The organism is Streptomyces sp. NPDC045778 (assembly GCF_056431945.1).
Genome location: NZ_JBWKJZ010000005.1, coordinates 366,522 through 387,232, shown reverse-complemented (window position 1 = coordinate 387,232; position 20,711 = coordinate 366,522). Strand labels below are relative to the sequence as shown.

Below are 20,711 nucleotides of genomic sequence, written 5' to 3'. Positions count from 1 at the left end.
CGCTCGCCGGTCAGATCGTTCATCAGCGCCGCGTTCACCCCGAGCAGCGAGGGCTGGCCGTCGGTGTAGACCTTGCCGCGCTCGGCGGGCAGCAGACCCGCGATCGCCCGCAGCAGCGTCGACTTGCCCGACCCGTTCGAACCGATCAGCCCGATCGCCTCACCCCGGTACGCGGTGAAACTCACCCCGCGCACCGCGTGCACCTTGCGCACCCCCGGCGACTCGCCCCGCCGCACGATCCGGCTCAACGCCGCCGTCGCACTGCCCTTGCCCGTCTTCCCGCCGTTCACCCGGTACACGATGTGCAGCTCGTCCGCGATCACCGTGGGGAGGCGCGTCAGGGCGCCCTTGTCGTCAGCCACGGCCGTACCGCTCCTCTGCCTTCCAGAAGTAGACGAAACCGCCCACCGCGACGAGCACGGACCAGCCGAGCGCGACCGCCCAGACGTGCGGGGGCAGGTTCTCCGAGCCGTAGCCGTCGATGAGCGCGAAGCGCATCAGGTCCATGAAGATGGCCGCCGGGTTCCACTGGAGGACGTCGGCGATCCAGGCCGGCTTGTCCTTCAGCATCACCGGGATGGAGAACATCACGCCGGACGCGTACATCCACGTGCGCATCACGAACGGCATCAGCTGGGCCAGGTCCGGCGTCTTGCTGCCGAGGCGGGCCATGACAAGGGCGAGTCCCGTGTTGAACAGGAACTGCAGGGCCAGGACCGGCACGATCAGGAGCCAGGAGAGCCGCGGGTAGCTGCCGAAGCCGATCGCGACCACGAACAGCACGATCATCGAGAACAGCAGCTGCTGGAGCTGCTGGAGCGAGAACGAGACCGGCAGCGAGGCGCGCGGGAAGTGCAGCGCGCGCACCAGGCCGAGATTGCCCGAGATCGCCCGGACGCCCGCCATCACCGAGCTCTGCGTGAAGGTGAACACGAACACGCCGGTGACCAGGAACGGGATGTACACCTCCCGCGACATGCCGCGGTCGGCCTTGAGGATCAGGCCGAAGATGAGGAAGTAGACGAGCGCGTTGAGCAGCGGGGTCGCGACCTGCCAGAGCTGGCCGAGCTTGGCCTGGCTGTACTGGGCGGTCAGCTTGGCCTGCGAGAAGGCGACGATGAAGTGCCGCCGCCCCCAGAGCTGGCGGACGTACTCCATGAGGCCCGGGCGGGCACCGCTGACGGACAGACCGTACTTGGCCGCGAGGTCGGCCGGGGAAAGCCCGTCGTCGGGCGACGGTGGCGCGGTCACCGCGACCCCACCGTCCTGCGTTGTCTCACTCACGAGTGGAAACTTTCGTCTTCAGATGCGCGGCCGGTCGGGCGTAGGCGCGGGCCAGGTCGGGCAGGGGCCGGGCCAGGGACCGGGATACGGCCCGAATGTTCTCAGACCAGAGCTTGTCAGATGACAGGAGGTCGGCCCAGTCGGGTCAGGCGCCACACCGTACGCCAGCCCATGGGCCTGCGGGGCCCGCACGGGCTGGTCCAGCCCTCCTTGAAGCCGCCGAACCAGGCCTTCAGGGCGGGCCGCGAGGGGCGCCGGGCCAGGGTCAGGAGCAGCCAGACGCCCAGGTACACGGGGACCAGGAGCGCGGGCAGGTTGCGGCGGGCGAGCCAGACGCGGTTGCGGGCCACCATGCGGTGGTAGACCGCGTGCCGCGAGGGCGCCGTGGTCGGGTGGTACAGGACCATGTCGGCGCGGTAGTCGATCATCCAGCCGGCGTCGAGGGCCCGCCAGGCCAGGTCGGTCTCCTCGTGGGCGTAGAAGAACGCGTCGGGCAGGCCGCCGACCTGTTCCAGGACCTTGGTGCGCACCGCGTTGGCGCCGCCGAGGAACGTCGTCACGCGCGAGGACCGCATCGGGTCGGACGCGCGAAGGCGTGGCACGTGGCGGCGCTGGGTGACGCCGGTGTCCGGGTCGGCGATGCGGAAGCTGATGATCCCGAGAGCCGGGTCGGCGGCGAAGGCCTCGCGGCACAGCCGAGCGGTGTCGGTGTGCGCCAGGAGGCCGTCGTCGTCGAGGAACAGCAGGATGTCGACGTCGGTGCCACCGGGCCCGAAGGCCTCGATGCCGACGTTGCGCCCGCCGGGGATGCCCAGGTTCTCGGGCAGTTCTATGGTGCGTACGCCCGGCGGGACGTCGGGCACGGGGGCGCCGTTGCCGACGACCACCACCTCGACGGGGTCGCCGTCCTGCTTGGCGACGGAGTCGAGCAGCGCCCGCAGCTCCTGCGGGCGGTTGCCCATGGTGATGATGACCGCGCCGACCTTCGGCTGCTGTGCCTGGGTGCTCACTTCAGCCTGCTCGAGGCGAGGATGGACACCAGGTGCAGCAGCGTCTGGAGGAGCGCGATGCCGGCAAGCACGGCGACGCCGAGGCGGGAGAAGAACAGGTCGCCCCGGGCCGAGTCCACGATCGCGAGGACCAGGATCAGCAGGGACGCCTCGATGCCGAGGATCAGCCGGTGGAACTTCAGCGCGGCGGCGGCCTTGCGGGCCAGGGCCACGCCGGAGGCGCGCGGCACGGAGGCCGACTCCTGCACGGGCGGAAGGCCCTGCTGGTGCCGGGCGACACCCACGAGGTCGGTCTCGGCCTTGATCAGGATGGCGCCGAGCGCGGCGAGCGTGCCGAGGAAGGCCCACAGCCAGTCGATCCGCCCCGAGCCCCACAGGTCCGCGGCCCGCAGGCCGAAGCCGACCAGGACCGCGGCGTCGCACAGGTAGGCGCCGACCCGGTCCAGGTACACGCCGGACATCGAGTACTGCTTGCGCCAGCGGGCGATCTCGCCGTCGACGCAGTCGAGCAGCAGGTAGAGCTGCACCGCGACGACGCCGAGCACGGCGCCCGCGATGCCCGGCACGAGGAGGGCCGGGGCCGCGAGCACGCCCGCGACGGTCATCAGGTAGGTCAGCTGATTGGGCGTGATCCTGGTGTTCACCAGGTACCGGTCGCAGCGCAGCGAGATCTCTCGCATGTACAGGCGTCCCGCCCAGTGCTCACCGCTGCGCCGGTCCTTCACCCCCGCGGGGTGAACGACGGGCCGGAGTTCAGCTACCGATGGCCTTGGCATAGTCGGCGTATGCGTCCTTGATCTGGTCGGTGTTCAGATTGAGGTGCTCGAGGATCGTGTAGCGGCCCGGCCGGGTCTGCGGCGCGTACTCCACGACCTGGACGAACTCGTCCACCGTGAAGCCGATCTCCTCGGGCAGGACCGGCAGGCCGTGGCGGCGAAGCACCTCGGCCATGAACGCCGACTCCTCGCGGGCACCGCGCAGGTGCATCGCGAAGGCGGCGCCGAGGCCGCACTGCTCGCCGTGGCTCGCCGCGCGCTTCGGGAACAGCAGGTCGAAGGCGTGGTTGATCTCGTGGCAGGCGCCCGATGCCGGGCGGGAGTCGCCCGAGACGGACATCGCGATGCCGGTGAGGACCAGGCCCTCGGCGAGCACCTGGAGGAAGCCGTCGTCGCCGACGCCGCCGGGGTGGCGCAGGACCGCCTCGCCGGCCTGGCGGGCCATCGCGGCGGCGAGGCCGTCGATGTCCTCGCCGCGCTCGCGGGCGGCCAGTTCCCAGTCCCGGATCGCGGAGATGTTGGACAGGGCGTCGCCGATGCCCGAGCGGACGAAGCGGACCGGGGCCTCGCGGATGACGTCGAGGTCGATGACGACCGCGATCGGGTTGGGCACGCCGTAGGAGCCGCGGCCCGCGTCGTTGTCGAGGGTCGCGACGGGCGAGCACAGGCCGTCGTGCGACAGGTTCGTCGCGACGGCGACCAGCGGCAGGCCGACGCGCGCCGCGGCGAACTTGGCACAGTCGATGATCTTGCCGCCGCCGAGGCCCACGACCGCGTCGTAGCGGCCCTTCTTCATGGCGTCGGCGAGCTTGATGGCGTCGTCGAGCGTGCCGCCGCCCACCTCGAACCACTCGGCGCCCGGCAGCGACGGGGAGAGCCGCTCGCGCAGGACCGCGCCGGAGCCGCCGCTGATCGCGATGGCGAGCTTGCCGGTCGACGAGCAGATCCTCTGGTCGGCGAGGACACCGGCCAGGTCGTTCAACGCCCCCGGCCGGATGTCGACGACGACCGGCGAGGGGATGAGCCTCGTCAGTACTGGCACGCGATCTCACGTCCCTTGGCGAGGTCGTCGTGGTTGTCGATCTCGACCCACGTGACGTCGCCGATGGGCGCGACGTCGACCTTGAAGCCGCGGTTGACCAGCTCCTGGTAGCCGTCCTCGTAGTACAGGTCGGGGTCGCGCTCGAAGGTGGCCTTCAGGGCGTCGGCCAGCTCCTCGGCGGCCTCGCCCTCGATGAGGGTGACGCCGATGTACTCACCGGTGGCCTCGGCCGGGTCCATCAGCTTGGTGATCTTCTGGACGCCCTTCTCGGGGTCCACGACGACCTTCATCTCCTCGTCGGCGAGCTGCTTCACCGTGTCGAGGGCCAGGATGATCTTCTTGCCGTCGCCGCGGGCGGCGAGGAGGGTCTTCTCGACGGAGACCGGGTGCACGGTGTCGCCGTTGGCGAGGATCACGCTGTGCTTGAGGGCGTCACGGCCGCACCACAGGGAGTAGGCGTTGTTCCACTCCTCGGCCTTGTCGTTGTCGATGAGGGTGAGCTTGAGGCCGTACTTCGCCTCCAGGGCCTCCTTGCGCGCGTAGACGGCCTCCTTGCGGTAGCCGACGATGATCGCGACCTCGCTCAGGCCGATCTCGGCGAAGTTCTTCAGGGTGAGGTCGAGGACGGCCAGCTCGTTCTCGGTTCCCTCGCCCACCACGGGCACCAGCGCCTTGGGCAGCGTTTCGGTGTAGGGGCGCAGACGCCGGCCGGCGCCGGCGGCCAGGACGAGGCCGATCATGCGGGTTCTCCTTCATCGTGTACGGCGGGTGCGCCGCTGTTGTGCGCGGTCACCCAGAAGCGGATGCTCTCGACGAGCACCACGAGTGCCACGGCCACGGCGAGCGCCGTGAGCGCGACGGTGAAATCTGTGTTTGTCAGCAGGGCGGCGGCGACGGTGACCGCGAAGGTCCTGCCCTCGTGCCCGCCGATCACCCGCACCAGCCAGCGCGGCGGCGCGACGACACCGCGAATGCGGTACACGGTGTCGTAGTGATGGTAGGCGACCGCGGCCACCAGGCCGAAAGCCGCGGGAAGGGCTCCGTTCACGTCCGCTTCGGCCGCCAGTACCAGGACGGTGCCGTACTCGGCGGCGCGGAGGAAGGGGGGCACGAGCCAGTCGAGGGCGCCCTTGAGGGGGCGCGCGACGGCCAGGCCCGAGGTGATGACGTACCCGGCGGCGGCGATGACCGGCCACGGGCTGCCGAAGGAGGTGAGGGCACAGGTGGCCACGACGGCCGCCCCACCCACGAGGGCGAGACCCGGGGCAAGGCCCGGCAGGCCCCGGAGCGTGGCGAGCGCGCCCGCGAAGGGCCCGGTGTCGGCGAGGTCGGCCAGGGCCGTGGCGGCCCGGTCGGTGCGCTTGGCCTTGCGGGTCAGGGAGCGCAGGACGCGGCCCGCTGTGGTGTAGCAGGCGGCGAGACCGCAGCCGACCAGAAGCACGACGAACGTGACGCGCGGGGTGGTGAGCGCGGTGAGCACAGCGATCAGGGCCCAGCGCTCCCCGATGGGCAGCACGATCATGCGGCGCGCCCACACCGTCCAGCCGCGGCTGTCGAGCTTGTCGGAGAGCGCTGCGGTGGGGCTGGTGTTCGCGGTCGCGTCGTGGTTGGCCTCGTTGAACGAGAAGTCCACGACGTGGCGGCAGGTCTGGAGGATCATCGCGCCGAGCGCGAGAGCCCATACGTCATCGCCTCCCCCACTGCCGCTCGCGGCCGATGCGCCGAGCGCGAGGCCCGCGTAGTACGCGTACTCCTTGGCCCGGTCGAAGGTCGCGTCCAGCCAGGCGCCGAGCGTGGAGTACTGCAGGGAGTAGCGCGCGAGCTGGCCGTCCGTGCAGTCCAGGACGAAGGAGAAGAGGAGCAGGAGGCCTGCGGCCACGAAGCCGGCGCGGGTGCCGGTGGCCGCGCAGCCCGCCGCGATCAGGGCGACGAGCAGCGAGGCGGTGGTGACCTGGTTCGGGGTGAGGCCGCGCCGGGCGCACCAGCGCGCGATGTAGCGGGAGTACGGGCTGATGCAGTACGTGGTGAAGAAGCCGTCCCTGGCCTTGACCGCGCTGCGCAGGCGTACCGCCTCGTCGTCGACGGCGGCGACGGCCCGGCGGGCGGTGTTGCGGGCCTCGGGGTCGGCGGGCACGGCCGCGACGAGGGTGCCGAGGTCGGGCCGGTACACCTCCACGTCGGCCGTTTCGAGGGCCTGCGCGAGCCGGTCGGGCACCGCGTCCGGCGCGAGGGCGAGGGCTCCGGCGCCGCCCGCGCCGACGGCCGTGCGCAGCGCGCGCGTGAGCGCGCCGCGGGCCTCGGGCTTGACGGTGACGGCACCGGGCACGGCGGCCGCGGCGAAGCGCGGGTCGGTCAGGCCGAGGCGCAGGGCGTGGACGTGACCGACGAAGCGGGTGTCGACGACGGCGACGCGCTGGTCGGCGGGGACGGCCCGCACGAGCGTCTCGGCGTCGGCCGCGTCCCGGGCGGTCCGCACGTCGAAGCCCAGGGACCGCAGATCGCCTTCGAGGGGCGAGCCGGGCACCGGCTGGCCGGTGAGGATGGCGGTCGACAGGACGAACTCACTCCTTGATTCCCGGCGCGGCGCGCGCGGGCACATGCGTGGCGGGGGGCGCCCTCGCCGGGAAGCGGCCGGGCGGCATGTCGGCAGAGGCTATCGGATGCTGGGAAGCGGGCGTTCACCGCCCGTTCACGCCCCGATCAGCCTGATCTGCGGGGCGCGGCACAGGCCGCGTCGCCCTTGATCGCCTCGATCATCATCGTCGATGGCGGCCCGCGGCCACAAACCGCGCGGTACCGAACCGCCCAAGCCCGCCTAAGGTGGACGCCCATGACATGGCTGATCACAGGTGGAGCGGGATATATCGGGGCACACGTGGCGCGGGTCATGGCCGCCTCGGGGGAGCGGGTGGTCGCCCTCGACGACGTGTCGTCCGGGATGCCGGAGCGGCTGCCCGCGGACATCCCTCTCGTACGGGGTTCCTCGCTCGACGGTGAGCTGCTCGCGCGGGTGCTGACGGAGCACGCGGTGACGGGCGTGGTGCATCTGGCGGCCCGCAAGCAGGTCGGGGAGTCCGTGGCGCAGCCGCTGCGTTACTACCGGGAGAACGTCGGGGGCCTGGTGACGCTCCTGGAGGCGGTGGCCGCGGCCGGGGTCCCACGGTTCGTCTTCTCCTCGTCGGCCGCGGTGTACGGCGATCCGCCGGCGGCCGGGCTCATCACCGAGGACACCCCGTGCGCGCCGGTCAGCCCTTACGGCGAGACGAAGCTGGCCGGGGAGTGGCTGGTGCGGGCCGCGGGGCGGGCGCACGGGATCACCACGACCTGCCTGCGGTACTTCAACGTGGCGGGGGCCGCGGCGCCCGACCTTGCGGACACCGGGGTGTTCAACGTGGTGCCGATGGTCTTCGACCGGCTCACGCGCGGCGAGGCCCCGCGCGTCTTCGGCACCGACCACCCCACGCCGGACGGCACCTGCGTGCGCGACTACGTGCACGTGAGCGACCTGGCAGGGGCGCACCTCGCGGCCGCCCGCAGGTCCGCCGCCCCCGGCTCCGATCTGACGGTGAACATCGGCCGCGGCGAAGGTGTTTCCGTTCGCGAACTCCTGGCCGTCATCGCCGAGGTCACCGGGGACTCCCGCGCGCCGGTCGTGGAGCCGCGCCGCGCGGGCGACGCACCGCGCGCGGTGGCGGACGTGCGCCGCGCGGCACGGGAGCTGGGCTTCACGGCCGGGCTCGGGGTGCGCGAGATGGTGGCGTCCGCGTGGGCGGGCTGGTGCCTGCGCCATCCGGAGGCCGGAGCCGCCCGGCCCGCCTGACGAGGCGGCGTTTCCGCAGGCCAGTGCAGATGACAACGGTGTTCACGATCGCGTTGCCAGATACCCCCCACCCGTAGTTCACTGTGATCGTCGCCGTGGGGCGGCGAGCACGCCACGGACCCGGAGGAGCACGCGATGGGGGCTGGACACGACCACGGCCACGCGCCGCCGACGAACGGCACGGTGACGGCCGCCTACAAGGGCCGGCTGCGCATCGCCCTGTCCATCACGGTCACGGTGATGGTGGTGGAGATCGTCGGCGGTGTCGTCGCGGATTCGCTCGCGCTGATCGCGGATGCGACGCACATGGCCACCGACGCCCTCGGGCTCGGCATGGCGCTGCTCGCGATCCACTTCGCGGGCCGCCCCGCGAGCGAGAGCCGCACCTTCGGCTACGCCCGCGCGGAGATCCTCGCAGCGCTCGCCAACTGCCTGCTCCTGCTCGGCGTCGGCGGCTATGTGCTGTACGAGGCGATCCAGCGGTTCGTCACGCCGTCCGAGACGGAGGGCGGCCTGACCATCGTCTTCGGCCTCATCGGCCTGGCGGCGAACCTCGTCTCGCTGCTCCTGCTGATGCGCGGCCAGAAGGACAGCCTCAACGTGCGCGGCGCCTTCCTGGAGGTCCTCGCGGACGCGCTCGGCTCGGTCGCGGTCCTGGTGTCGGCCACGGTCATCCTGCTGACCGGCTGGCAGGCGGCCGACCCGATCGCCTCCCTCGTGATCGGCCTCATGATCGTGCCGCGCACCTGGAAGCTGCTGCGGGACACCCTGAACGTCCTGCTCGAAGCGGCTCCCAAGGGCGTGGACATGGCCGAGGTGCGCAGCCACATTCTGGCCCTGCCCGGCGTCGAGGACGTCCACGACCTGCACGCCTGGACCATCACCTCGGGCATGCCGGTGCTCTCCGCGCACGTCGTGGTGAGCCCCGGGACGCTCAGCGCCGTCGGCCACGAGAAGATGCTGCACGCCCTCCAGGGGTGCCTGGGCGACCACTTCGACGTCGAGCACTGCACGTTCCAGCTGGAGCCGAGCGGTCACGCGGAGCACGAGCCGAAGCTCTGTCACTGAGGGTGTTACAGTGGCCAAGGCCTTGCATGGGCATCTGAGCAACCAGGGGACGTGTCGTCCCCGCGGACGAAGAAGGAGGTGGGTTGATGACTGTCGCGGTCCTCGCCGCACTGCGCGGCGACACGTTCATCCCCACTTCCCGGGCTCACGGCTGACCTTCTTCGTACGTCTGCGCATCCACGCGCGTACCTGCACGGCGGCCGGGCCCTCTACTCAAGGGTTTTCCCGTTGACTCAGCACGAGATCCAGAACTCGGTCCGCGACGCCTTCTTCGCCCTGCACCACGGCCTGCCCCGGCAGGGTCCCGGTTCCGACGCCACCACCCGGCGGCTGCTCGCCCTCGCCGGTGAGCTGCCCCACCGTCCGCGCGTCCTCGACCTGGGCTGCGGCCCCGGCCGGTCCGCGCTGCTCCTCGCCGCCGAGGCGGGCGCTTCCGGCGCCGAGGTGACGGCCGTCGACCTGCACGAGCCGTTCCTCGACGAACTCCGCGCCGCCGCGCGGGAGCGCGGGCTCGCCGACTCCGTCCACGCCGTCGCCGCCGACATGGGCGAACTTCCCTACCCCGACGGATCCTTCGACCTGATCTGGGCCGAGAGCTCGGCCTACAGCATCGGCTTCGACACCGCCCTGCGGTCCTGGCGGCGGCTGCTCGCGCCGGGCGGCACGCTCGTCCTCACCGAGTGCGAGTGGACGACCGACACCCCGTCCGCCGCCGCCCGCTCCTTCTGGGACCAGCACTACCCGCTGCGGAGCGCCGAGGAGAACACGCGGGCCGCGCTCGCCGCCGGGTACTCCGTGCTCGGCGTCGTCCACCAGCCGGAGTCGGACTGGGAGGCGTACTACGCCCCGCTGCGGGCGCGCGCCGACGCGGCCGACCCCGGGGCGCCGGGCATGGCGCAGGCGCTCGCCGCCACCCGCGCGGAACTCGCCGTGCGGCGCGACCACGCGGCCGAGTACGGCTACACCGGGTACGTCCTGCGCCCCGCGGGCGACGCCTGGCGCACCCGGCCCGAGGCCGTGTCCGGCGCCGACCGGGCGGCCGTGCGGGCCGTGAACACCGCGGCCTTCCCCACCGAGGCCGAGGCCGACCTGGTGGACGCGCTGCGCGCGGACGCCGGTGCCTGGCTGGAGGGCATGTCGTACATCGCCGAGACGCTCGAGGGCGAGGTCGTGGCGCACGCCCTCATCACCCGCTGCCACGTGGACGGCGCACCGGCGCTGTGCCTGGCGCCCGTGGCCGTGCTCCCCGCGTACCAGCGCACGGGCGCCGGTTCCGCGGTGGTGCGCGCCGTCCTGAGCGCCGTGCGCGCCCGTGGCGAGCATCTGGTCCTCGTCCTCGGCCACCCCGACTACTATCCGCGGTTCGGCTTCGTGCCGGCGTCGCGGTACGGGATCAAGCCAAGTTTCGAGGTGCCGGACGAGGCGATGATGGCGCTGGTCCTCGACGGGGCCGGTGAGCGGGCCGGTGCGGCGGGCGTGCCGCGCGGGACGATCAGCTATCCGGCGGCGTTCGGCGTCTGACCGCGCCGTTCCCGCGTGTCCCGTGCGCGGCCGCCGCGCACGGGACATGCGGGGCCCCCGGAGTGCCGGGCGCACCGATGTCGTACGGCAGACTTGTGCTCCGAGACCGAAGCGAAGGATGGGTATGCCGATCACACCTGCCACCGCGGCGCACAGCTCGTCGAACGGCACCGGAGAGACAATCATGCTCGAGCTCGTCGACGAGGACGGCAGGACCATCGGCACGGCGGAGAAGCTGGCGGCCCACCAGGCGCCCGGACAGCTGCACCGGGCGTTCTCCGTGTTCCTCTTCGACGAGCAGGGCCGGCTGCTGCTCCAGCAGCGGGCGCTCGGCAAGTACCACTCCCCCGGCGTCTGGTCCAACACCTGCTGCGGGCACCCGTATCCCGGCGAGGCGCCGTTCGCGGCGGCGGCCCGGCGCACCTTCGAGGAGCTGGGCGTCTCGCCGTCGCTGCTCGCCGAGGCGGGCACGGTCCGCTACAACCACCCGGACCCGGACTCCGGCCTGGTGGAGCAGGAGTACAACCACCTGTTCGTCGGCATGGTGCAGGCCGAGCTGCGCCCCGACCCGGACGAGGTGGGCGAGACGGCGTTCGTGACGGCGGACGAGCTGGCCGAGCGGCACGCGAAGGGGCCGTTCTCCGCGTGGTTCATGACGGTCCTGGACGCGGCGCGGCCCGCCGTCAGGGAGCTGACGGGCCCGGGCGCGGGCTGGTAGGCACGCCGCTCCCCGCCGCCGGGGCCTGTCCGGCGGACCGGCCCTAGACGCCGTTCGGCTTCAGGGGCAGGGCCGCCCAGATGACCTTGCCCCCGCTCGCCGTGTGCTCGACGTCGCAGGCGCCGCCCGCCTCGCGGGTGATCTCCCGCACCAGGAGCAGGCCGCGCCCGCCGGTCTGGCCGTGGTCGGCCACCAGGGCGGTCGGGCGGTAGGGGTGGTTGTCCTCCACGGACACCCGCACCCACTCGGCGCCGACGGCGACCTCCACGGCGAGCGTCGGCGAGAGCAGCGCCGCGTGCCGCACCGCGTTGGTGACCAGCTCGGAGACGATCAACAGCAGGCCCTGCACCAGGTCGTCCGGCGCCGGTACGCCCTGCCGCGCGAGCAGGTCGCGCACCGCGCGCCGCGCCTGGGGCACGGACGCGTCGACGGCGGGCGCGGTGAACCGCCACACCCCTTCGTACGGCACGCGCCCGCTGCCCCGAGGGAGCGGGCCCGGCCCCCTCCCGTCGTTCCCCATCGCCCGGTCGCCGCCCTCGCGCTCGATTGTCACCACACATCGAGTGTTGGTAACGCACTGGTCCGGACCGCACTACTGACCAGAAGTCAGCGAGTATCGACGGGAATTGATCGTGGCCGCATGGCGGCGTCGGTTGCGCGACTGGTCCTGCTCTCCTTGTGCTGTCTTCACCGTTTCTTCAGGTTGTACGGCTTCCCGGGTCCCGCCATCCGGAATCTGATGGTCCGGTTTCGTCGGCCGCCGTGGTCCCTCCGGCCCCCGCGCGGTCCGACACCAGGCTGATGATGCGCCGGGCGCCGATGCCCGTGGCCAGCAGGCCGAGGCCGTCGAAGAGCAGCGCGAGCGAGAAGAAGCAGCCGATGACGTACTGGCTGCTGCTCGGCCACTCGGCGAGCACGAGCACGCCGAGCAGGACGCCGAAGGCGCCTTGCAGCAGCGTCACCGCCATCTGGGGGCCGCGCACCACGAGGCTGCCCACCAGACGGAACACCCCGCCGGTGAGGAACAGCAGCGCCGCGAACATCGTCAGCGCCTCGGCCGCCACGTCCGGCCTGGCGATGACGACGACGCCCGCCGCGAGGTTCAGCGCGGCGACCACCACGCCGAGCCAGAAGAAGCTGGTGCCGCGCGACTGCACCGCGTGCAGCAGCGCCACGACGCCGCCGACGAGCAGCAGCCAGCCGAACAGGAGCATCGAGGTGAGCGTGGCGACGCCCACGTAGACCAGGCCGATCAGCCCGCCGACGGCGAGGACGGCGCCGAGCAGCGCCAGCAGGCCGAAGCTGCGGCTGAGTGACCTGGGGTCCGCGCCGCCGGGTCCTTCCAGGTCGCCGGTGGCATCGCGCGCCCCAGCGCGCGCCTTGTCGCGTCCGAACATGAGCGCCTCCGTCCGCTGTGCGAAGCCGCCCCTTCTTGATCGTACGTTCGTACGGTGCGGATAGCATCCGGCGCATGGAGCCGCAGCTGAGGCAGGCCGTCGCGGACGGCGTCGCCACCGTCGTCATCGATCATCCGGCCAAGCGCAACGCCATGACGGCGGACATGTGGCGCGCGCTGCCGCCGCTCCTCGCCGCCCTTGCCGCGGACCCCTCGGTGCGGGCGCTCGTCCTCACCGGCGCGGGCGACACCTTCTGCGCGGGCGCCGACATCTCCTCGCTGCGCGCCGAGCCGGGCCGGCCGCAGCAGCTCGCGGTCCGCGCGGAGGACGCCCTGGCCGCCTTTCCCAAGCCGACACTCGCGGCGGTGCGCGGGCACTGCGTGGGCGGCGGCTGCCAGCTGGCGGCGGCCTGCGACCTGCGGTTCGTGGACGAGGGCGCGTCGTTCGCCGTCACCCCGGCGAAGCTGGGCATCGTCTACCCGGCCTCGTCCACGCGCCGCCTGGCCGCGCTCGTGGGCCCGGCCACGGCGAAGTACCTGCTGTTCTCGGGCGAGCCGATCGGCGCGGCGCGGGCGCTGCGGACGGGCCTGGCGGACGAGGTCCTGCCGGCCGGTGGACTGGACGCGCGGGTGAAGGAGTTCACGCGTGTCCTCGCCTCCCGCTCGCTCCTGACGCAGGCGGCGGCCAAGGAGTTCGCGGCGGGGCGTACCGACCGGGACGCCCACTGGGCTGACCAGGAGCGCGGCAGCGGCGACACCGCCGAGGGCGTCGCCGCCTTCCTGGAGCGCAGGCAGCCGCGCTTCACCTGGACCGTGCCGGACGGCGCGGTTACGCCCGCGCGTCCGTGAACCGGGACCGCTCGCGGAACATCTCGACCAGGTGGGCGGGCGCCGTCTTCGGCGAGCCCGCGTCGTAGGGCGGCCGCGGGTCGTACTCGGTGAGGAGCTGGACGGTCCGGGCCTGCTCGTCCCCGGCGATCCTGCCGACGAGCGCGAGGCCCATGTCGATGCCGGAGGAGACCCCCGCGGCCGTCACGTACTTGCCGTCGAAGACCACCCGCTCCTCCGAGGGGCGGACGCCGAGCTTCTCCAGTTCGCCGAGGGCGAGCCAGTGGGACGTCGCGGTGCGGCCCTTGAGGAGTCCGGCGGCGGCGAGTGCGAGGGAGCCGGTGCACACGGACGTCGTCCAGGTGCTGGTGGCGTCGGCGGTGCGCAGCCAGCCGAGGAGCGCCTCGTTCTCCATCTGGTCGCTCTGGCCGGGGCCGCCGGGGACGAGGAGCACGTCCGGGTCCGGGACCTCGGCGAAGGTCTTGTCGACGGCGAGGGCGAGCCGCCCGCTGTCGTCGCGCACGGTCCCGGCGCGCTCGGCCACGAAGACGACCTCCGCGTCCGGGATGCCGCCGAGCATCTGGTAGGGACCGATCGCGTCCAGGGCGGTGAAGCGCTCGTACAGGGCGATGGCTATCCGCATGCGGACTCCTGGTGGGTGAGGGGGCGGGACTCTGGCAGGGGCGCGTGGAAACGGCGGCGGTACTCGGCCGGAGGGGTGCCGAGCGCCTTGAGGAAGGCGCGGCGCATCGCCTCGGGGGTGCCGTAGCCGCAGGCGCGGGAGACCTCCTCCACGCCGCGCGTGGTGTCCTCCAGGAGCCGGCGCGCGTGCTCGACACGCACGCGGTCGACATACTTGCCCGGCGTCGTGCCGGTCTCGGCCTGGAAGGCGCGGGCGAAGTGGCGCGGTGAGAGCCGGGCGCGCGCGGCCAGCTTCTCGACGCCGAGGTCGGCGTCGGGGTGCTCGGTGATCCACTGCTGGACCTCGCGCAGCGGCTCGCGGCGGGCGGTCTGCGCGGCCAGCTGGGCGCTGAACTGCGCCTGGTTGCCGGGCCTGCGCAGGAACACGACCAGGTGCCGGGCGATGGTGAGCGCCATGGCGCGGCCCAGGTCCTCCTCGACGAGGGCGAGCGCGAGGTCGATGCCCGCCGTGACGCCCGCCGATGTCGCCACGTACCCGTCGCGTACGTAGATGGGGTCCGGCTCCACCTCCACGGCCGGGTGGTCGCGGGCGAGCTTGTCGCAGTACGCCCAGTGGGTCGTGGCGCGGCGGCCGTCGAGCAGGCCCGCGCGGGCGAGCACGATCGCCCCGGTGCACACCGAGACGAGCCGCGCGGCGCGGGGGCCGTGGGCGCGCACCCAGTCGACGAGGCGGGGCGTGTCCGGGCGGGTGCCGATGCCGCCGGGCACGAGCAGGGTGTGCGGCGCGGGCGCGTCCGTCAGGGTGTGGTCCGGGACCAGGGTGAGGCCGCTGGAGGTGCGGACGGGGGCGCCGTCAAGGGAGGCGGTACGCACCCGGTACGCGGGGGTGCCGTCGGGCCCGGTGGCCCCGCCGAAGACCTCCACGGGGCCGGTGACGTCGAGGCTCTGTACGCCCTCGAAGAGGACGACGAGGACAGTTCGCTGCGCCATGCCCTCGATTCTTGGGGCAGCGCGGGGTGGCCGCAATGACGGGGAGCCCACCTTTCCTGCCACCCGGGCCCTGCTCGGCCCGCGGGCGCGGAGGCCGCGGGCCCGCCCTGCACCGCGCACGCGGCGGCGACGGGCCCGCCCTTCACGTCATACCAACCAGTCGGTAGCGTACGGGCATGACCTCTCCCACGGCCTCTCCCACCAGCTCGTCCGCGACCGGCCCGGGCTCGCACCCGCGCGCGGGCCGGCGCTGTCACAGCGTGCTCAACGCCCTGCACTCCACCCACTATTTCTCCCCCGACCTGGGGCAGGAGCTGGGCGCCCTGGGGATCACGCACCCCCGGGCCGTCAACTTCGCCGCGCGCGCGGCGGCGATGGGCGCGGTCGGCGCCGGGACCGTGACGGCGGCGTTCTTCAGCTACCGGCCCGAGACCGTCGCCCAGCACGTCCCCGCGGTGTGGCGCGCCGCCGCTCCCGAGGACGTCCTCGCGGCGCGCCTGCGCGCCGTCGACACCACGCTGCGGCGGCTGCTCGGCGACGAGGCCGTCGCGTCGCCGGAGATGGCCGAGGCGGCGCGGCTCGCGCTGCGCGCCGCGGAGGCCTGCGACCGCAGCGCGCGCCCGCTGTACGCGGCCCACGCCGACCTGCCCGTGCCCGAGGAGCCGCATCTGGCGTACTGGCACGCCGCGACGCTGCTGCGCGAACACCGGGGCGACGGGCACCTGGCCGCCCTCCTGGACGCCGAACTCGACGCCGTGGAGGCCCTGGTGAGCCACACCGCGACCGGCAAGGGCATGACGCCCAAGCGCAACCTGGCCACGCGCGGCTGGACCCAGGAGGACTGGGACGGGGCCGTGGAGCGGCTGCGGGCGCGCGGAGTCCTGGACGCCGAGGGCGAGTTGACGGAAGCGGGCGTGGCGCTGCGGCAGGCGGTGGAGGAGCGCACCGACCGCCTCGACCGGGCCCCGTACGCGCACTTGGGCGAGGCCGGGGTCGAGCGGCTCACGGAGCTAGGCGGCGCCTTCGCCGGGGCGGCGATGCGGGCGGGCGCCTTCCCCGCGGACCTGCTCGGCAAGGCGTGAGATAGCCGGCCGGGACCCGCGCCTGATCCCGCACCACGGTGCGGCGCATGGTACGCGCCTGACGAGGTACCCGTACGTTCCCGGCCCGCAGACCGCTGCGGGCCGCGTGCCGAAGGGAGATCCACGTGTTCCGTGCGATCGCGGACGTGCTGCGACAGATAGGTGGGGCGCTCGCGACGGTGGTGACGCTGCCGTTCCGAGCACTGGCCCGGCTCTTCGGCGGAGCCTCCCGTTCCGGACGCCGTGGCGGAGGAGGCATGCGACGGACGGGGCGGACCCGCCGGGTCTGACTGCCCCGCTGTCCGTGCCACCTGCCACAATTGCCGGGCAACCTCAGTGAGAAGGCGGTACCGGAACGTGGCACCTTTGCAGACGTCGACTCCAGCGTCCATCGAAAGCAGGATCGCCGAGGAACTCGGCGTGCGGGAGCGGCAGGTCAAGGCCGCCGTCGACCTGCTCGACGGCGGGTCGACGGTGCCCTTCATCGCGCGCTACCGCAAGGAGGCGACGGAGTCGCTCGACGACGCGCAGCTGCGCACGCTCGAGGAGCGTCTGCGCTATCTGCGCGAGCTTGAGGAGCGGCGCGCCGCCGTCCTCGAATCGGTGCGCGAGCAGGGCAAGCTCACCGACGAGCTGGAGGCGCGCATCCGCGAGGCCGACACCAAGGCGCGCCTGGAGGACATCTACCTGCCGTTCAAGCCCAAGCGGCGCACCAAGGCGCAGATCGCCCGTGAGGCGGGGCTTGAGCCGCTGGCCGACGGTCTGCTCGGGGACCCGTCCGTGGAGCCGCTCGCGGCCGCCGCCGCGTTCGTCGACGCCGACAAGGGCGTCGCGGACGCACAGGCCGCGCTCGACGGCGCCCGGGCGATCCTCACGGAGCGGTTCTCCGAGGACGCCGACCTGATCGGCGAGCTGCGCGAGCGCATGTGGGTGCGCGGACGCCTCGCCGCCAAGGTGCGGGAGGGCAAGGAGGAGGCCGGCGCGAAGTTCGCCGACTACTTCGACTTCGCCGAGCCGTTCACGGAGCTGCCCTCGCACCGGATCCTCGCCATGCTCCGCGGCGAGAAGGAGGACGTCCTGGACCTCGTCCTGGAGCCGGAGGAGGTCCCGGACGGGCCCGCCGTCCCGTCCTCGTACGAGTCGGCGGTGGCCCAGCGCTTCGGCATCGCCGACCGCGGGCGGCCCGGCGACAAGTGGCTGAAGGACACGGTCCGCTGGGCCTGGCGCACCCGCATCCTGGTGCACCTGGGCATCGACCTGCGCTTGCGCCTGCGCACCGCCGCCGAGGACGAGGCCGTGCGCGTCTTCGCGTCGAACCTGCGCGACCTGCTGCTCGCCGCCCCGGCGGGCACGCGCGCGACGCTCGGCCTCGACCCGGGTTTCCGTACGGGCGTGAAGGTCGCCGTCGTGGACGCGACGGGCAAGGTCGTCGCGACGGACACGATCTACCCGCACGTCCCGGCGAACAAGTGGGACGAGTCCCTCGCCAAGCTCGCGCGGCTCGCGAAGGAGCACGCGGTCGACCTGGTCGCGATCGGCAACGGCACGGCCTCGCGGGAGACCGACAAGCTCGCGGCCGAGCTGATCGGCAAGCACCCGGAGCTGAAGCTCACCAAGGTGATGGTCTCCGAGGCGGGCGCCTCGGTGTACTCCGCCTCCGCCTTCGCCTCCCAGGAGCTGCCCGACCTGGACGTGTCGCTGCGCGGCGCCGTGTCCATCGCGCGCCGCCTCCAGGACCCGCTCGCCGAGCTGGTGAAGATCGACCCGAAGTCCATCGGCGTCGGGCAGTACCAGCACGACCTGTCCGAGGTGAAGCTGTCCCGCTCCCTCGACGCTGTCGTGGAGGACTGTGTGAACGGCGTGGGCGTGGATGTGAACACGGCCTCCGCCCCGCTGCTCGCCCGCGTCTCCGGCATCGGCTCCGGCCTCGCCGAGAACATCGTGGCGCACCGCGACGCCAACGGCCCGTTCCGCAACCGCAAGGCCCTCAAGGACGTCGCGCGGCTCGGCCCGAAGGCGTACGAGCAGTGCGCGGGCTTCCTGCGCATCCGCGGCGGCGACGACCCGCTGGACGCCTCCAGCGTGCACCCCGAGGCGTATCCGGTGGTGCGGCGGATGGTGAAGGAGGCGGGCGTGGACGTGCCGTCCCTCGTGGGCAACACGGCGGCGCTGCGCTCCTTGAAGCCCGCCGCTTTCGTGGACGACGTCTTCGGCCTGCCGACTGTCACGGACATCCTGAAGGAGCTGGAGAAGCCCGGCCGCGACCCGCGACCGGCCTTCAAGACGGCCACGTTCAAGGAGGGCGTCGAGAAGCTCGGCGACCTGTCCGCCGGGATGGTCCTCGAGGGCGTCGTCACGAACGTGGCGGCGTTCGGCGCCTTCGTCGACGTCGGTGTCCACCAGGACGGCCTGGTGCACGTCTCCGCGATGTCCAAGACCTTCGTCAAGGACCCGCGGGACGTGGTCAAGCCGGGCGACATCGTGAAGGTGAAGGTCCTGGACGTCGATGTGCCGCGCAAGCGGGTTTCGCTGACGCTGCGTCTGGACGACGAGCCCGCCAAGGGCTCCGCCCCGGGGGAGGGCCGCAGGGAGCGTGGCGGGCGCCCGCCGCAGCAGCAGCCCCGCGGGGGGCAGCAGAACCGGGGTGGCCGCGCCAAGGGGGGCGCCCCTCGGCAGGGACCGCCGCCTGCGAACGACGCCATGGCGGAGGCGCTGCGCCGGGCGGGGCTGGTCGACCCCAAGCGCCGCTAGGCGCTCCGCGTGTGGGGTGTCTGCGGGCCGTCTGTAGCTGGTCGCGCAGTTCCCCGCGCCCCTACGGGGCGCCCCGTTCCGTCACCTTGCCGTCCGCTACCTCCAGGCGGCGGGTGACGTGGACGGCGTCGAGCATGCGGCGGTCGTGGGTGACGAGCAGCAGCGTGCCCTCGTAGGAGTCGAGGGCGGACTCCAGCTGTTCGATGGCGGGCAGGTCGAGGTGGTTCGTCGGCTCGTCCAGGACCAGCAGGTTCACGCCCCGGCCCTGGAGCAGCGCGAGCGCGGCGCGGGTGCGTTCGCCCGGGGAGAGGGTCGCCGCGGAGCGCAGCACGTGCTCGGCCTTGAGGCCGAACTTCGCGAGGAGCGTGCGGATGTCGGCCGGCTCGGTGTCGGGCACGGCCGCGCGAAAGGCGTCGAGCAGTGTCTCCTCGCCGTGGAAGAGGGCCCGCGCCTGGTCGACCTCGCCCACCACGACGCCGGAGCCGAGCGCGGCGTGCCCCTCGTCCACGGGGGTGCGGCCGAGCAGGGCGCGCAGCAGCGTCGTCTTGCCCGAGCCGTTCGCCCCGGTGATGGCGACGCGGTCGGCCCAGTCGAGCTGGAGGTGCACCGGGCCGAGCGTGAACGGGCCGCGGCGCACCACCGCGTCGCGCAGCGTGGCGACCACGGCGCCGGAGCGCGGGGCCGCGGCGATCTCCATGCGCAGCTGCCACTCCTTGCGCGGCTCCTCGACGGTGTCGAGGCGCTCCAGCATGCGCTGGGTCTGGCGGGCCTTGGCGGCCTGCTTCTCGCTGGCCTCGCTGCGGAACTTGCGGCCGATCTTGTCGCTGTCGGTGGCCTTGCGGCGGGCGTTCTTCACGCCCTTGTCCATCCACGACCGCTGCATCTGGGCCCGGTCCTGGAGGGCGGCCTTCTTGTCGGCGTACTCCTCGTACTCGTCGCGGGCGTGGCGGCGGGCGACCTCGCGCTCCTCCAGATAGGCGTCGTAGCCACCGCCGTAGAGGTTGATCTGCCGCTGCGCCAGGTCGAGTTCGAGGACCTTGGTGACGGTGCGGGAGAGGAACTCGCGGTCGTGGCTGACGACCACGGTGCCCGCGCGAAGGCCGCGCACGAACTCCTCCAGGCGCTCCAGGCCCGCGAGGTCCAGGTCGTTGGTGGGCTCGTCGAGCAGGAAGACGTCGTAGCGGGAGAGCAGCAGGGACGCCAGGCCCGCGCGGGCGGCCTGGCCGCCGGACAGCGAGGTCATCGCCTGGTCGAGGCCCACGGCGAGCCCGAGGGACTGCGCGACGTCCTCCGCGCGCTCGTCCAGGTCGGCGCCGCCGAGGGCCAGCCAGCGCTCCAGGCTCGTCGCGTACGCGTCGTCGGCGCCGGGCGCGCCCGCGACGAGCCCCTCGGTCGCCTCGTCCATCGCCCGCTGGGCGGCGGTGACGCCGGTGCGGCGGGAGAGGAAAGCGCGGATCGTCTCGCCCGGACGGCGGTCCGGCTCCTGCGGCAGGTGCCCGACGATCGCCGCGGGCGGCGACAGGGTGATCCGGCCGGCCTCCGGGGCGTCGGCGCCCGCGAGCAAGCGGAGCAGGGTCGACTTCCCCGCGCCGTTCGCGCCGACGAGGCCGATGACGTCGCCGGGGGCGACGACGAGGTCCAGTCCCTCGAAGAGGGAGCGGTCGCCGTGGCCGGCGGCGAGTTGCTTGGCGACGAGGGTTGCATTCATCAGGGGTCGAGCCTAACCGGGTGCCGCGAGGCTTGACGAACGCCCGTCACCGCGGGCTGGCCCGCTCTGCCTCGT

19 protein-coding genes and 1 pseudogene are annotated in these 20,711 nt (G+C 73.0%); 8 read left to right on the top strand and 12 right to left on the bottom strand.

Going from position 1 to position 20,711, the window contains the following annotated elements:
* The 7 genes from AC07GB_RS09645 to AC07GB_RS09615 form a co-directional block, all read right to left on the bottom strand.
* Positions 1 to 362 (bottom strand): ATP-binding cassette domain-containing protein (locus AC07GB_RS09645; protein WP_478843274.1); only part of this gene is annotated, 362 nt, incomplete at its 3' end.
* The gene (locus AC07GB_RS09640; protein ID WP_478843272.1) at positions 355 to 1,284 is read right to left on the bottom strand and encodes an ABC transporter permease; all 930 of its coding nucleotides are present in this window, start codon (positions 1,282 to 1,284) and stop codon (positions 355 to 357) included. The genes AC07GB_RS09645 and AC07GB_RS09640, both read right to left, overlap by 8 nt.
* Before the next feature lie 116 nt (positions 1,285 to 1,400).
* On the bottom strand, positions 1,401 to 2,246 hold the full coding sequence (locus AC07GB_RS09635; protein WP_478843322.1) for a glycosyltransferase family 2 protein: 846 nt from the start codon (positions 2,244 to 2,246) through the stop codon (positions 1,401 to 1,403).
* A 44-nt stretch (positions 2,247 to 2,290) separates the two neighbouring features.
* Positions 2,291 to 3,070, bottom strand: a complete 780-nt coding sequence (locus AC07GB_RS09630) for a CDP-alcohol phosphatidyltransferase family protein (RefSeq protein WP_150513989.1) — start codon at positions 3,068 to 3,070, stop codon at positions 2,291 to 2,293.
* Positions 3,048 to 4,112 carry an iron-containing alcohol dehydrogenase family protein gene (locus AC07GB_RS09625; protein WP_478843270.1) on the bottom strand — a complete coding sequence of 355 codons (1,065 nt, stop codon included), beginning with the start codon at positions 4,110 to 4,112 and terminating at the stop codon, positions 3,048 to 3,050. Before AC07GB_RS09625 ends, AC07GB_RS09630 begins: the two co-directional genes overlap by 23 nt.
* Entirely contained in the window at positions 4,100 to 4,852 is a 753-nt protein-coding gene (locus tag AC07GB_RS09620; protein WP_478843268.1) for a phosphocholine cytidylyltransferase family protein, read from the bottom strand. The genes AC07GB_RS09625 and AC07GB_RS09620 overlap by 13 nt, the downstream gene beginning before the upstream one ends.
* On the bottom strand, positions 4,849 to 6,666 hold the full coding sequence (locus tag AC07GB_RS09615) for a DUF5941 domain-containing protein (protein WP_478843320.1): 1,818 nt from the start codon (positions 6,664 to 6,666) through the stop codon (positions 4,849 to 4,851). Before AC07GB_RS09615 ends, AC07GB_RS09620 begins: the two co-directional genes overlap by 4 nt.
* A gap of 276 nt (positions 6,667 to 6,942) precedes the next feature.
* Here AC07GB_RS09615 and galE point away from each other — a divergent pair, with 276 nt between their 5' ends.
* From galE to idi, 4 genes are all read left to right on the top strand, one after another.
* Positions 6,943 to 7,932 carry a UDP-glucose 4-epimerase GalE gene (galE, locus tag AC07GB_RS09610; RefSeq protein ID WP_478843266.1) on the top strand — a complete coding sequence of 330 codons (990 nt, stop codon included), beginning with the start codon at positions 6,943 to 6,945 and terminating at the stop codon, positions 7,930 to 7,932.
* A gap of 135 nt (positions 7,933 to 8,067) precedes the next feature.
* Complete coding sequence (locus AC07GB_RS09605) at positions 8,068 to 9,000, top strand: cation diffusion facilitator family transporter (protein WP_478843264.1); 933 nt, start codon at positions 8,068 to 8,070, stop codon at positions 8,998 to 9,000.
* Between the two features lie 228 nt (positions 9,001 to 9,228).
* Positions 9,229 to 10,521 carry a GNAT family N-acetyltransferase gene (locus tag AC07GB_RS09600; protein WP_478843262.1) on the top strand — a complete coding sequence of 431 codons (1,293 nt, stop codon included), beginning with the start codon at positions 9,229 to 9,231 and terminating at the stop codon, positions 10,519 to 10,521.
* A 124-nt stretch (positions 10,522 to 10,645) separates the two neighbouring features.
* Positions 10,646 to 11,239: an isopentenyl-diphosphate Delta-isomerase gene (idi, locus tag AC07GB_RS09595; RefSeq protein ID WP_478843260.1), complete on the top strand. Its 594-nt coding sequence runs from the start codon at positions 10,646 to 10,648 to the stop codon at positions 11,237 to 11,239.
* 43 nt (positions 11,240 to 11,282) lie between these two features.
* Here the strand turns inward: idi and AC07GB_RS09590 are convergent, their stop codons facing one another.
* Both AC07GB_RS09590 and AC07GB_RS09585 read right to left on the bottom strand, forming a co-directional pair.
* On the bottom strand, positions 11,283 to 11,759 hold the full coding sequence (locus tag AC07GB_RS09590; protein WP_478843318.1) for an ATP-binding protein: 477 nt from the start codon (positions 11,757 to 11,759) through the stop codon (positions 11,283 to 11,285).
* A 178-nt stretch (positions 11,760 to 11,937) separates the two neighbouring features.
* Positions 11,938 to 12,636 (bottom strand): HdeD family acid-resistance protein, encoded by a 699-nt coding sequence (locus AC07GB_RS09585; protein ID WP_478843258.1) that lies wholly within the window; start codon positions 12,634 to 12,636, stop codon positions 11,938 to 11,940.
* 74 nt (positions 12,637 to 12,710) lie between these two features.
* On the opposite strand from AC07GB_RS09585, the gene AC07GB_RS09580 reads away from it, so the two are divergent.
* On the top strand, positions 12,711 to 13,484 hold the full coding sequence (locus tag AC07GB_RS09580; RefSeq protein WP_478843256.1) for an enoyl-CoA hydratase/isomerase family protein: 774 nt from the start codon (positions 12,711 to 12,713) through the stop codon (positions 13,482 to 13,484).
* Here the strand turns inward: AC07GB_RS09580 and AC07GB_RS09575 are convergent.
* Complete coding sequence (locus AC07GB_RS09575; RefSeq protein ID WP_478843254.1) at positions 13,465 to 14,106, bottom strand: DJ-1/PfpI family protein; 642 nt, start codon at positions 14,104 to 14,106, stop codon at positions 13,465 to 13,467. The two genes, AC07GB_RS09580 and AC07GB_RS09575, sit on opposite strands and share 20 nt — an antisense overlap.
* Complete coding sequence (locus tag AC07GB_RS09570) at positions 14,097 to 15,095, bottom strand: GlxA family transcriptional regulator (protein ID WP_478843252.1); 999 nt, start codon at positions 15,093 to 15,095, stop codon at positions 14,097 to 14,099. The genes AC07GB_RS09575 and AC07GB_RS09570 overlap by 10 nt, the downstream gene beginning before the upstream one ends.
* A 176-nt stretch (positions 15,096 to 15,271) precedes the next feature.
* Here AC07GB_RS09570 and AC07GB_RS09565 point away from each other — a divergent pair, with 176 nt between their 5' ends.
* From AC07GB_RS09565 to AC07GB_RS09555, 3 genes and pseudogenes are all read left to right on the top strand, one after another.
* Positions 15,272 to 16,177: an SCO6745 family protein gene (locus AC07GB_RS09565; RefSeq protein WP_478843250.1), complete on the top strand. Its 906-nt coding sequence runs from the start codon at positions 15,272 to 15,274 to the stop codon at positions 16,175 to 16,177.
* 125 nt (positions 16,178 to 16,302) lie between these two features.
* Positions 16,303 to 16,419, top strand: a pseudogene (locus tag AC07GB_RS09560) (LPFR motif small protein); the annotation flags it as partial.
* Positions 16,420 to 16,534: 115 nt separating this feature from the next.
* Complete coding sequence (locus AC07GB_RS09555) at positions 16,535 to 18,928, top strand: Tex family protein (protein ID WP_478843248.1); 2,394 nt, start codon at positions 16,535 to 16,537, stop codon at positions 18,926 to 18,928.
* A 61-nt stretch (positions 18,929 to 18,989) separates the two neighbouring features.
* Here AC07GB_RS09555 and AC07GB_RS09550 read toward each other — a convergent pair whose 3' ends face one another.
* On the bottom strand, positions 18,990 to 20,636 hold the full coding sequence (locus AC07GB_RS09550) for an ABC-F family ATP-binding cassette domain-containing protein (protein WP_478843246.1): 1,647 nt from the start codon (positions 20,634 to 20,636) through the stop codon (positions 18,990 to 18,992).
* Positions 20,637 to 20,711: the final 75 nt, after the last annotated feature.

Coding starts and splice junctions, on each gene's coding strand:
- AC07GB_RS09635 (WP_478843322.1), bottom strand. CDS start 2,246: ATGGGCAACCGCCCGCAGGAGCTGCGGGCGCTGCTCGACTCCGTCGCC.
- AC07GB_RS09630 (WP_150513989.1), bottom strand. CDS start 3,070: ATGCCAAGGCCATCGGTAGCTGAACTCCGGCCCGTCGTTCACCCCGCG.
- AC07GB_RS09620 (WP_478843268.1), bottom strand. CDS start 4,852: ATGATCGGCCTCGTCCTGGCCGCCGGCGCCGGCCGGCGTCTGCGCCCC.
- galE (WP_478843266.1), top strand. CDS start 6,943: ATGACATGGCTGATCACAGGTGGAGCGGGATATATCGGGGCACACGTG.
- AC07GB_RS09605 (WP_478843264.1), top strand. CDS start 8,068: ATGGGGGCTGGACACGACCACGGCCACGCGCCGCCGACGAACGGCACG.
- idi (WP_478843260.1), top strand. CDS start 10,646: ATGCCGATCACACCTGCCACCGCGGCGCACAGCTCGTCGAACGGCACC.
- AC07GB_RS09590 (WP_478843318.1), bottom strand. CDS start 11,759: ATGGGGAACGACGGGAGGGGGCCGGGCCCGCTCCCTCGGGGCAGCGGG.
- AC07GB_RS09585 (WP_478843258.1), bottom strand. CDS start 12,636: ATGTTCGGACGCGACAAGGCGCGCGCTGGGGCGCGCGATGCCACCGGC.
- AC07GB_RS09580 (WP_478843256.1), top strand. CDS start 12,711: ATGGAGCCGCAGCTGAGGCAGGCCGTCGCGGACGGCGTCGCCACCGTC.
- AC07GB_RS09575 (WP_478843254.1), bottom strand. CDS start 14,106: ATGCGGATAGCCATCGCCCTGTACGAGCGCTTCACCGCCCTGGACGCG.
- AC07GB_RS09570 (WP_478843252.1), bottom strand. CDS start 15,095: ATGGCGCAGCGAACTGTCCTCGTCGTCCTCTTCGAGGGCGTACAGAGC.
- AC07GB_RS09565 (WP_478843250.1), top strand. CDS start 15,272: ATGACCTCTCCCACGGCCTCTCCCACCAGCTCGTCCGCGACCGGCCCG.
- AC07GB_RS09550 (WP_478843246.1), bottom strand. CDS start 20,636: ATGAATGCAACCCTCGTCGCCAAGCAACTCGCCGCCGGCCACGGCGAC.